The sequence below is a fragment of the Solibacillus isronensis genome (assembly GCF_023715405.1).
Classification (GTDB): domain Bacteria; phylum Bacillota; class Bacilli; order Bacillales_A; family Planococcaceae; genus Solibacillus; species Solibacillus isronensis_B.
Genome location: NZ_JAMBOC010000001.1, coordinates 416,219 through 428,080 on the forward strand (window position 1 = coordinate 416,219; position 11,862 = coordinate 428,080).

The following is an 11,862-nucleotide window of genomic DNA, read 5'->3' on the forward strand; positions in this document are numbered from 1 at the left end:
AAGGAAAGATTACTAACAACAGGTAAGACAAGTAATGCGAGCCTTTCCGTCAAAAGACTGAAATGCAAATATTACTGTTTTTTTCATTGAATGAGGAATCATTTTTTGATAACCTAGTATTGTAATCAACATTAATTACTTGTTCCAGGGAGGAATATTATCATGGCATTCAAATTACCAGAATTAACTTACGCTTACGACGCATTGGAACCACATATCGATGCAAAAACAATGGAAATTCACCACTCTAAACACCACAATACTTACGTAACAAACTTAAACGCAGCAGTAGAAGGTACTGAATACGCTGACAAAGACATCAACGAGTTAATCGCTAACATCGATGCTTTACCAGCTGACAAACAAACTGCTGTACGTAATAACGGTGGCGGACATGCTAACCACTCATTATTCTGGGAATTAATCGCTCCAGGCGGTTCTAACACTCCAGTAGGTGAAGTAGCTGCTGCAATCGATGCGAAATTCGGTTCATTTGACGCTTTCAAAGAAGAATTCGCAAAAGCTGCAACAACTCGTTTCGGTTCAGGTTGGGCATGGTTAATCGTTGATGGTGACGGTGTAGCTGTTACTTCAACTCCAAACCAAGACTCTCCAGTAATGGAAGGCAAAACGCCAATCTTAGGCTTAGACGTTTGGGAGCACGCATACTACTTAAACTACCAAAACCGTCGTCCGGACTACATCGGTGCATTCTGGAACGTAGTGAACTGGGACGTAGTAGAAGCTAAATACCAAGCTGCAAAATAATATGCGAAGAAGTAGCTATATACTAAACGGACAACCAGTTTGCGACGAAAGCGAAGCGACAGGAGCACTTCTGGGACGTAGTAGAAGCTAAATTCCAAGCAGCAAAATAATTAAATTTGAACACTCAAATTTAATTGTTTATGTACCAAAAGCGAAGCTGCAGGTACAAAATAGGTTAACCATATAACGCATGAGAAGTTTCGTTACTTCCATGCGTTTTTTATGTATTTTTTTACAGTAATTTGCTACGCTCAAAAATAATAAACAGAATTGGGGTGCAGTGCATGATTGATGAATTTATCGCACAAATTGATGAGAAGTGGCACGGTGCTTATATAAAATTAATGGAGACAATTGATGAAAACTTGCCTCCAGGGTTTGAAAAATCAATTGACCGGAATATGATCGTATATAATGTGCCATTAACAACCTATTCAAAAGGGTATCATGTAACACCGGGTACACCACTACCGTTTTTGGCCCTTGCTCCACAAAAACGCCATATTGGGCTTTATCATATGGGCATCTACAGTGATCCTGAACTTCTCAAATGGTTTCAGGAATCCTATGCCGAAGCGGTTCCAACAAAGCTGAATATGGGGAAAAGCTGTATTCGTTTTACTTCAACAAAACATATACCATATAAATTGATCGGGGAACTAAGTAAAAAGATTACGGTGGAGCAGTGGATTACTACCTATGAAAATGCATTGCAGAAATAAACAGTACCTGGTTAAATAAGTATACTCCAATATTGTTCTAAATTTTCTGACGTGCTTTGTAACTCCGGTTGCAAGGCTTTTTTTCTTGATTATTCCTTCTCTTCTAGTCGTAAGTACACCTAAACCAAACTTCAGATGAATAAACTATAAAGAGGTGAGGAATAGATGAGCATGACGTACAAAAATATACTGGTTGCCGTGGATGAATCAAAGGAGTCGCTGATTGCCTTTAGAAGAGCTGTGCAAGTTGCAATCAATAATGTCGGAAGTAAGCTGTATATTGTTCATGTAATTGATACTCGTTCCTTTGCATTTTCAGAAGGCTATAACTTTGAGATGGCGGAAAAGTTTACGAATAATAAAAAGGATCTTTTAGATTCTTTTGAGAAAAAAGCGCAGCAGTCAGGGTTTACAAATATCAAAAAAATTATTGAATACGGGACACCGAAGCACGTTATCGCACGAGATATCCCTCAGCAGGAAGAAATTGATTTAATTATTTGCGGCGTAACAGGAAAAGGGGAATTAGCCCGTTTTTTCCTAGGTTCCGTATCGGAAGGGATTTTAAGAAATGCCCGCTGTGACGTCCTTGTTGTAAGAAATACTTAATTAAATGCCGAAGCTCCACATTTATTTTCGTGAAGCTTCTTTTTTTATGAAACTTTATAAAAGCACAGCCGTCTAAAAGATGAATAATTAAAATCTGAACTCTTTTTTCGTAGAGTTTTCAGTGTTATACTAAAAGCTATGACTATACATTCATGTACACGCTACATAAAGTAAGGAAGGGGAAGTGTTCTTTGCGCAAAATTACGCAAAATCGTCAGCAAAATCCGAAGGCAAAGCAACGGGCAAGTTTAACTTTTCGGATGAATGTCCTTTTCTTTTCAATATTTGTTTTGTTCTCATTACTGATTTTTCGTCTAGGATATATACAAATTGTAAAAGGTGAAGATTATGTCCGCGCATTAGAGCGTACAGAGGAAGTACGGGTGAATACAAGTGTACCCCGTGGCCGTATTTTTGACCGCTATGGTCGTATTTTAGTTGATAATCAGCCAGAAAATGCGATTACGTATACAAAAATGCAAACGACAAAATCCGCTGAAATGCTTGAAATTGCAGAAAAACTTGCACATATCATCGAGCAGCCGACAGAAAAAGTGACCCATCGAGATAAATTAGATTTCTGGATTTTACGGAATCCGGAAAAGGCAAAAGAAAAAGTTACAACAAAGGAAATGACGAAATTCCAACTTGAAAATGAAGATTTAGAAACGAAGGAAATCAATAAAGAATACGATCGACGGATTCGGGATCGGATTACAGATAAAGAATTGGAGCAGCTTACAGAATTTGACCTGGAAGTTCTGGCCATTTATCGTGAAATGATGACGGGCTATAATTTATCACCGCAAATTATTAAAGGTGAGAATGTTACACCAGAAGAGTTTGCCCGAGTTTCAGAACAGTTGGCGGATCTGCCTGGTGTGAATACGACAACCGATTGGAAACGCGTACGATTATCCCCGTTGGCAATATTAGGCCGAACAACGGTACCAAGTAAAGGTGTGCCTAAATCGAAACTGAACCATTATTTGGCTCGTGATTATTCTCGTAACGACCGTGTTGGGGAAAGTTATTTTGAAGCACAGTATGAAGAAATATTGCAAGGTGAAAAATCGGTCGTTAAAAACATCACGAATAAAAAAGGTCAAGTGGTTGAAACGATGACGACTTTCGCAGGGGAGCCCGGTAAAGATTTAGTAACAACGATCGATGTGGAACTCCAGCAAAAAGCTGATGAAATTTTAGAAAAATATTTATTGGAATTGAAAGCTAAAGGTGGTTCCCAATTACTGGATCGCGGCTTTTTAGTTGCAATGAATCCAAAAACCGGCGAGCTTTTATCGGTAGTTGGTAAAAAAATTGAAAAAGATAAAGACACGGGCAAACCTTATATCGTTGACTATTCTTACGGTACATTTACGTCTGCATATGAAGCTGGGTCAACTGTAAAAGCAGCAACCGTCCTAATGGGATACAATGAAGGAGTTATTAAGCCAGGAACTGTCATGCTCGATTCACCCATGCGAATCGGTAACATTACCTTAAATACACTATTCAACAAGACTGGTAGTGTTATGCTGAATGATTTGACGGCATTAGAGCGTTCATCAAACGTCTATATGTTCAAAATTGCGATGGGTATTGGCGGTCGTACGTATTCACCTGGTATGCGATTTAGTTTAGCATCAGGTACATTGCAAACAATGCGAAATGAATATGCGCAGTTTGGACTAGGTGTACCAACGGGGGTTGACCTTCCTGGTGAATCAACTGGCTATCAGGCTGACCCGGATACCGATGTAAAACTATTAAACTTGGCAATCGGACAGTTTGATACGTATACAACGATGCAATTGGCACAATATATTTCAACTATTGCAAATGATGGTTACCGCATCCAACCAAGAATGTTAAAGGAAATTCGCAACCCGTCTAAAGATGGAGAATATTTAGGGCAAGTTGTGGAAGAAGTAACACCTAAAATTTTAAACAAAATTGAAAACAGCCAACAGGAAATTGATCATGTTAAAGAAGGTTTACGCCGCGTTTACTTCGGTGCGAATGGATCTGCTCGTCGTCAATTTGAAACGGCAGACTATACAGCAGCTGGTAAAACAGGTACAGCCGAGGTAGTTTACTATGGACCACAGCGTGATAAATGGAAAACGAACACGATTAACATTGTCCATGTAGGTTTTGCTCCGTACGATGACCCAGAGATTGCATATGCAGTCATCTATCCATGGGCAACGACGAACTTTAACAATAACTATTTACCACAGGCGAATTTGACGGCTCGTGAATTAGTTGATTCATATTTTGAGTTAAAAAACAAATATGCGGATGAGGGCTTATCTACAAGTAAAGTAGAAAAACCAATCATTAAGCATTCTGATGAAAAGCTGGATGAGGACGAAGAAGTCGAAACAGTAAATGAATAAAATAAAGATCCCGTAGTGTCTAGCTACGGGATTTTTTTAAGGGGAAGATTCGATGAGAAAGAAAATCGTACATATTGTCGTTATCGTCGGTGCCTTAAGTAATGCAGCGATTTTAGCATTTATGGACATGCCGGTGTGGCTCATAATCTTAATGTCGGTTATATATATCGTTATGTTTGAAGGGCTCCTGCTAATACTGGAACCACGCTTAGTCCGTGCTGAACGTGAACGGAATATTAAAGCCTTTCCCTTTTTGAGGGAGCTGGTCGTCGCTAAAAAAGCGACGGTTACTTTGCGGGATGGTTCGGTGTTATATAATGCGACGTTTGAAGGCTATGTCCATCCAAAAGATGCAAAAACGATTTTACTTTATGTACATAAAGTAAAGACAAAAAAGGAAATGCCAACATTTACAGAACATTCTATTAAACTTATTAACATAAAAAGTGTAAAAAAGATTCAATAAGAAGAAAATGAGACAATTTGCGGAGAGCTACCGTAAATTGTCTTTTTTATTTACAAAGCTTTACATTCAATTAACGGCTGAATTATATAAGCTTAATAAATTTTCTCTATAGTTGGAAATGTAAGAAAAACATCTATTAAACAAGCGGAGGAATTACAAATGAAAAAGTGGCAGTACTTAACATCAACAGCTTTACTAGGTTCAGCAATTCTTTTAGGAGCATGTGGCGGAGAAGAAAATAGTGATGAAACGTCAACTTCAGCAAAAACAAACACAGAACAAGCAGAAGCTGGCAGCGCACAATTAACAGGTAACGTAGTAGGCGATGGTTCATCAACAGTTGCTCCAATTACAGAAGCGTTAGTTGAAGAATACGCTGCGGTACAAAAAGATGTACGCGTAGCAGTTGGTGTATCTGGTACAGGCGGCGGATTCGAAAAATTCATCAATGGTGAAACGGATTTCTCAAACGCTTCTCGTCCAATCAAAGATACTGAAATGGAAGAGCTTAAAAATGCAGGAGTAGAATATACAGAATTTGAACTTGCTTACGATGGTTTATCAGTAGTTGTACATCCTGAAAATACTTGGGCAAAAGATCTTACAGTTGATCAATTAAAACAGATTTGGGTTGAAGACGGTTCTACGAAAAAATGGTCTGATATTGATCCATCATGGCCGGATGAAGAAATCGTATTCTACTCACCAGGTTCTGACTCAGGTACGTATGATTACTTCGATGAGATCATTCTAGATGGTGAAGACATTGTTAAATCGGCAACATTATCTGAAGATGACAACGTGTTAGTACAAGGTGTAACAGCAGACAAAAATGCAATCGGCTATTTCGGTTATGCGTACTACCTGGAAAATAAAGACAAATTACAAGTTGTAACTGTAGACGGAGTGGAACCGACAAACGAAACAATCGAATCAGGTGAATATTCTCCATTATCACGTCCACTATTCGTTTATGTGAAAAACAGTGCGGTTAAAGACAATGAAGCTACATATGACTTCATGAAATTCACACTTGAAAACGCTGGTGAAATGGCAGAAGTAGTAGGTTATGTTGGCCTGCCAGATGAAAAGTATGAAGAAGCTTTAAAAGAGTTGGAAACACTAAAATAATTTCGATGTTTAATAGTGTGGGGTGGCTCTCATGCCCCACACATTTTTTAATTCTGAAAATTGATTGATTTAATTTATATAGATGACTGGAAGGAGTTTTCGCACATGGCTCTTAAACAACAGGAGCAAGTAAGTGTCCAACAATTAATCGAACGTTCGCGCAATCGCAAAGGAAAGAAAGTAATCGAAAAGTTAGTACCTATGGGGTTATTTCTAGCAGCGACGATTTCGGTTCTTACGACGTTTGGGATTGTATTTACACTAATATTCGAGACATTCGAATTCTTTACGCGAGTGTCGATTACAGATTATTTATTTGGTACAGAATGGCTGCCATTCTCAGGTAAGGAGCCGTTGTATGGAATATTACCATTAATATTCGGGACATTTAAAATTACACTGATTGCTATTATTGTAGCAGTGCCATTCGGTTTAGGCGCTGCCATTTATCTGAGTGAATATGCATCAGAACGTGTACGAAAAATCATTAAACCGATTTTAGAAGTACTTGCAGGTGTACCGACGATTGTTTACGGGTTCTTTGCCTTAACATTCATTACACCGATATTACAGGCGGTTATTCCAGATTTAAAAATTTTCAACGCAATCAGTCCTGGGATCGTTGTCGGAATTATGATACTTCCAATGATCACTTCAATGTCCGAAGATGCGATGAGCTCAGTTCCAAGGTCGATTCGGGAAGGTGCATTAGGGTTAGGTGCAACAAAATTCGAAGTAGCAGTGAAAGTTGTTCTGCCAGCCGCATTATCTGGAATTGTCGCTTCTGTCGTATTAGGTATTTCCCGGGCAATAGGGGAGACGATGATTGTTTCACTGGCAGGCGGATCTACACCAAAATTCGACTTTGGCTTTACGGATTCGATTCAAACGATGACCGCCTATATCGTGCAAGTTACGACAGGTGATGCCGGCTATGGTACAACAATTTACTACTCGATTTACGCTGTTGGATTCACATTGTTTATTTTCACATTAGCGATGAATTTACTCGCAACCTATATTTCAAAACGCTTCCGAGAGGAGTATTAATATGCGCTATATTCAAGAAGATTTAGTAATGAAGCGGATGAATAAACGCCTCAATTCGAATAAATTGTGGAAAATCATTTTCATTATTGCTACAAGTTTTGCCCTTGTTTCTTTAGGTATGTTACTTTACCGAATTTTGTCGCAGGGACTTGGTTTTTTAGATATGAATTTCATTACAAACTTCGCGTCACGTATTCCCGAAAATGCAGGGATTAAAGCAGCGCTGGTCGGATCTTTATGGCTAATGAGCGTAGTTGCTCCTGTCTCGATTATTTTAGGGGTAAGTACAGCGCTGTATTTGGAGGAATATGCAAAGCAAAACAAATTAAATGATTTTATCCGGATAAATATTTCTAACTTGGCAGGAGTTCCTTCAATTGTTTTCGGTTTACTAGGACTAACAATTTTCGTTCGACTGTTTGGCTTTGAAAAAAGTATTTTGGCCGCGGGATTGACGATGAGTTTACTTATATTACCGGTAATCATTGTAGCGGCTCAAGAAGCGATCCGTGCGGTACCGAACGAACAGCGTGAAGCTTCGTACGGAATGGGTGCGACGAAATGGCAAACGATTGTCCGGGTTGTTCTTCCAGCTGCTATACCGGGAATTCTAACGGGTAGTATTTTAGCGTTATCACGCGCAATTGGTGAAACAGCACCATTAGTAGTAATCGGAATCCCGGTGATATTACAATTTTTGCCAACGGGTTATCTCGATACATTTACCGCTTTGCCGATGCAGATTTTCGACTGGGCAAAACGTCCGCAAGAAGCGTTCCAGTATGTGGCATCTGCCGGAATCATCGTATTAATGATTTTCCTGTTAACGATGAACTCCATTGCAATCTTTATTCGAAATAAATTCCAAAAACGATATTAGGAGTGAAATGGAATGGTCCAACTATTAACGAAAAATAATGTGCGTCAACCTGCAATGGGCATCGAATCGAATCAGGCGAATGTCATGCAGTCTAATAACTTTAATTTATGGTATGGGAATCACCATGCTTTAAAAGATATCAACTTGGACATGAAAGAAAATGAAGTAACGGCAATTATTGGGCCTTCTGGCTGCGGGAAATCGACCTATATTAAAGCATTAAATCGGATGGTTGAACTTGTGCCAATCGTACGTACATCAGGGGAGATCAATTACCGTGGCCGCAATATTTTTTCGGACGGCTATGAAGTGGAAGAACTTCGAACGAAAGTCGGTATGGTATTCCAAAAGCCAAACCCGTTTCCAAAGTCGATTTACGATAATATCGCATACGGCCCACGCATTCATGGGATTAAAAACAAGAAAATTCTCGATGAAATTGTTGAAAAGTCATTACGTGGTGCAGCCATTTGGGATGAAGTAAAAGATCGCTTAAACCAAAATGCCTATGGATTATCGGGTGGTCAGCAGCAGCGTATTTGTATCGCACGCTGCCTTGCAATCGAACCGGATGTCATTTTAATGGATGAGCCGACATCAGCGCTTGATCCGATTTCGACTTTAAAAGTAGAAGAGCTTGTACAGCAGATGAAAGAACAGTATTCGATCGTCATTGTGACACATAACATGCAGCAGGCAGCACGTATTTCCGACAAAACGGCCTTCTTCCTGAACGGGGAAGTCGTGGAGTTTGATAAAACAGATATCATTTTCTCGACGCCGTCAGATCAGCGCACCGAAGACTATATTTCCGGTCGATTTGGATAATGAGAAAAGGAGAATGATATGATGATTAGAGAACGCTTTGAACAAGATCTAATAGCGGTACAGCAAGATTTAATGGAGCTGTGTGATTTAAGTATTCATGCATTACAGGAGTCTTTTAAAGCCTTTTTAAAAAAGGATATTGATTTAGCTCTACAGGTAATTGATACCGATCCGAAAATTAATCGGTTGGAAGAATTGATCAATGACCGTGTGATTTTACTGATTGCAAAACAACAGCCTGTTGCGACTGATTTGCGTCGCTTAATCGTTGTCATCAAAGCAGCATCAGATATGGAGCGAATCGGGGATCATGCGGTCAATATTGCAAAGGAATCGATACGCATTGGGAATGCACCTTTTGTCACAAGCGTGGAACCGATTGAGGAAATGTTCCATAAAACGATTTTAATGCTGCGCCAAATTGTCGATGCATTTATAGAGGAAAATACAATCAAGGCAAAAGAAATTGCGAATCTTGATGATGAAGTCGACGAATTAACAGGCAATACGCTCAGTAACTTAATGAAGCTGTCTGTTTCCAATGAACATGTGGCGCAAGTGACAAGTTTATCCTACGTATGCCGCTGTATTGAACGTGCGGCAGACCATGCAACAAATATTGCCGAGCATTTATTCTACCTTGTAAAAGGGAAGCATTATGAGCTGAATAATTAAATGTCCAAAGTATAGGGAGGAAACTTCTTATACTTTTTTGTTTTTTTGAAACGTCGGATAATTGGCAATCGTTTACAATGTAAGAAAGGGGGGCGGCGTAATATGAATGAGGATATCGAGCAGATTATTGATGAATACAGTAAGCATTTATTGCGCATCGCATACTTTTACACAAAAAATCGCCATGCTGCCGAAGACATTGTACAGGATGTTTACATAAAATTTATGCAGTCCGACTACTCGGAAAGCGGTCAATTAAGAGCGTATTTAACAAAGATGACGGTTAATAAAAGTAAAGATTACTTAAAGAGCTGGGCGTATAAAAAAATACAATTTGATACGAAATGGTGGATGAAAGCGACGGACCATGATCATGTCATCCAGCAAGAAGAACGTTCCAATATCGGGGCAGCTATTTTAAAGCTGCCATTGATATACCGGGAACCAATTATATTGTATTACTACGAAGAAATGAGTGTCCTGCAAGTGGCGGCCATATTGCAGATTAACGAAAATACTGTAAAGACCCGTTTAAGACGGGGACGCGAACAATTAAGGCCAGTGCTGGAAGGAGAATGGGAGGTGCTTCGTCATGAATGAGTTCAAAAAAGCATTAATGGATGTTGCAGGAGATTTAACGGAAAGTGAAACTGCTGTAAAAAATGCTCTATTACTTAAAAAGCCTCGTAACAAAAGAGTAAAAATAGGCTACTATTTATTGCCTGTAGTAATTGTGTCTCTATTCCTTTTTACCTGGCAGTTATTTATTCCGCAAATGATGGATATTAAGCAAGCTGACCAACCTACGAATGAAGATTTATTTGAATTTATCACTGCACTTGAAGAAATGGATTATAAAGGCGATATAGAGACTAGTCGTGCTAATGCTTACTTACAAATGGTGGAGATTATAGGAATACCTAAATATGCAAAGAGTACAGGAATTACGATTTCAGATGAGGATCGTCAGCAGGCGAAAAATCTCCTAGAACAAAAATGGAGAGAAAGAGATTTTGCAGGGGTATTGGCATCAGCTTCTGCTCATATTTCTAAAGAAAAATTTGATGAAAATATTGCCCCTCTATTAATCGAGAGGTTTGCCTATGCTAAAAAGTTAGAAGAGAGAATGTATCAGGATTACGCGAAAATGCTACCGGGAATTGCTAATTCCTATGGAGATTTCATGGGATCCTCCTACATGGAAGTACATTATAAATCACAATTAGATCAGTTTAAAGAACAACATAATATTATAATTTCAGCTAATAAAAGTTCAAGTACTTCTGGTTCAGTAGTAGCGGTAGAGGATAATATGTTTTTATTTGTTAAAAATATGACAACAAACGAATATAATCAGATGTCCCCTCGTATTTTTGTAGATAAATTTGCTGCATGGTTTATAAACGATCCGCAAAAGCCGGTTCAAGTAGGCGATTATGTAAATTTAAAAGAAACGGTAATTTCAGAAGACAGAATAGGAATTGAATTCGCAGGTGTAGGTCTTCATTATGGTCTGGAAATACTTTTGCCTAAAGAACACGCCCAAAAAATAAAAGAGATATCATTAACCGAACCAGTTCTAGAAGAATTTAACGAGATATACGAGAAAGCTACACTTATAAATGAAGAGGCAATCGAAATACTGGAGCCGCCGCTTTGTATTGTCCATATTGAAGGGAAATCCTATACGGTTTGGCAGAACGAGAAAGATCTGCTTTATATCCTTCAGTTTGGTAAGAAAGAGTTGGCCACATTTACGGAATCTACTTCAAAAAAAATATTAACTTTATTTCAACAATTTATTTATGAATAATTTATGAAATGAAAGGGTACATGGTACAATAAAGGTAATTCAAATAAGTTACGTACTTATTTAAGTGTAAAGGGGTAGACAGCATGTTAAAAACAATTGTATTTGACCAATTAAAGCAAGCGATGAAAAACAAAGATGCGTTAGCTAAAGGAGTATTGACTTTAGTGAAGTCCGCATTGGATGCTGCAGAAAAGGAAAAGGGCGCGGAATTGACGCCACAGGAAGAAACTGCTGTCATTAATCGTGAAATTAAGCAGACAAACCAGTCACTGGAAGGTGCTAAGCAAGCGGAACGTTCAGACCTAATAGAAAAAGAAGAAGCAAAGTTAGTTATTTTGAAAAGCTTTTTACCAAAACAGTTAACAGAGGAAGAAATTTCAGCTGAGCTTCAGGCAGCAGGTATTGCCTCAGGAATGAATATGGGAGATGCAATGAAAATTGCAAAGCCATTACTTGATGGAAAAGCAGATGGGGCGACAATTTCAAAAGTTGTCAAAACGCTCATTTCCTAAATCGAA

Annotated in this window: 13 protein-coding genes; all 13 read left to right on the forward strand. The window is 38.7% G+C overall.

Features of this window, described 5'->3' with window-relative positions:
• Positions 1 to 162: 162 nt before the first annotated feature.
• The 13 genes from M3166_RS02000 to M3166_RS02060 all read left to right on the forward strand — a co-directional run bounded on the left by M3166_RS02000 (position 163) and on the right by M3166_RS02060 (position 11,856).
• Complete coding sequence (locus M3166_RS02000; protein WP_251686849.1) at positions 163 to 768, forward strand: superoxide dismutase; 606 nt, start codon at positions 163 to 165, stop codon at positions 766 to 768.
• Positions 769 to 1,052: 284 nt separating this feature from the next.
• Positions 1,053 to 1,490 carry a DUF1801 domain-containing protein gene (locus tag M3166_RS02005; protein WP_251686851.1) on the forward strand — a complete coding sequence of 146 codons (438 nt, stop codon included), beginning with the start codon at positions 1,053 to 1,055 and terminating at the stop codon, positions 1,488 to 1,490.
• Positions 1,491 to 1,655: 165 nt separating this feature from the next.
• Positions 1,656 to 2,099, forward strand: a complete 444-nt coding sequence (locus M3166_RS02010; protein ID WP_251686853.1) for a universal stress protein — start codon at positions 1,656 to 1,658, stop codon at positions 2,097 to 2,099.
• 191 nt (positions 2,100 to 2,290) lie between these two features.
• A complete protein-coding gene (locus M3166_RS02015; protein ID WP_251686855.1) occupies positions 2,291 to 4,501 on the forward strand; it encodes a peptidoglycan D,D-transpeptidase FtsI family protein in 2,211 nt (736 codons plus the stop codon).
• A 52-nt stretch (positions 4,502 to 4,553) separates the two neighbouring features.
• Positions 4,554 to 4,967: a response regulator gene (locus M3166_RS02020; RefSeq protein ID WP_251686857.1), complete on the forward strand. Its 414-nt coding sequence runs from the start codon at positions 4,554 to 4,556 to the stop codon at positions 4,965 to 4,967.
• A 159-nt stretch (positions 4,968 to 5,126) separates the two neighbouring features.
• Complete coding sequence (locus M3166_RS02025; protein ID WP_251686859.1) at positions 5,127 to 6,098, forward strand: PstS family phosphate ABC transporter substrate-binding protein; 972 nt, start codon at positions 5,127 to 5,129, stop codon at positions 6,096 to 6,098.
• A 105-nt stretch (positions 6,099 to 6,203) separates the two neighbouring features.
• Positions 6,204 to 7,148 carry a phosphate ABC transporter permease subunit PstC gene (pstC, locus tag M3166_RS02030; protein ID WP_251686861.1) on the forward strand — a complete coding sequence of 315 codons (945 nt, stop codon included), beginning with the start codon at positions 6,204 to 6,206 and terminating at the stop codon, positions 7,146 to 7,148.
• A gap of 1 nt (position 7,149) precedes the next feature.
• Positions 7,150 to 8,028, forward strand: coding sequence for a phosphate ABC transporter permease PstA (pstA, locus tag M3166_RS02035; protein ID WP_251686862.1), 879 nt, complete (start codon positions 7,150 to 7,152; stop codon positions 8,026 to 8,028).
• 54 nt (positions 8,029 to 8,082) lie between these two features.
• On the forward strand, positions 8,083 to 8,856 hold the full coding sequence (gene pstB, locus M3166_RS02040; protein WP_251689992.1) for a phosphate ABC transporter ATP-binding protein PstB: 774 nt from the start codon (positions 8,083 to 8,085) through the stop codon (positions 8,854 to 8,856).
• Positions 8,857 to 8,874: 18 nt separating this feature from the next.
• Positions 8,875 to 9,531: a phosphate signaling complex protein PhoU gene (phoU, locus tag M3166_RS02045; RefSeq protein WP_251686864.1), complete on the forward strand. Its 657-nt coding sequence runs from the start codon at positions 8,875 to 8,877 to the stop codon at positions 9,529 to 9,531.
• Positions 9,532 to 9,633: 102 nt separating this feature from the next.
• The gene (locus tag M3166_RS02050; RefSeq protein ID WP_251686866.1) at positions 9,634 to 10,131 is read left to right on the forward strand and encodes a sigma-70 family RNA polymerase sigma factor; all 498 of its coding nucleotides are present in this window, start codon (positions 9,634 to 9,636) and stop codon (positions 10,129 to 10,131) included.
• Positions 10,124 to 11,344, forward strand: a complete 1,221-nt coding sequence (locus tag M3166_RS02055) for a hypothetical protein (RefSeq protein WP_251686868.1) — start codon at positions 10,124 to 10,126, stop codon at positions 11,342 to 11,344. The genes M3166_RS02050 and M3166_RS02055 overlap by 8 nt, the downstream gene beginning before the upstream one ends.
• An 83-nt stretch (positions 11,345 to 11,427) precedes the next feature.
• On the forward strand, positions 11,428 to 11,856 hold the full coding sequence (locus M3166_RS02060) for a GatB/YqeY domain-containing protein (RefSeq protein ID WP_251686870.1): 429 nt from the start codon (positions 11,428 to 11,430) through the stop codon (positions 11,854 to 11,856).
• Positions 11,857 to 11,862: the final 6 nt, after the last annotated feature.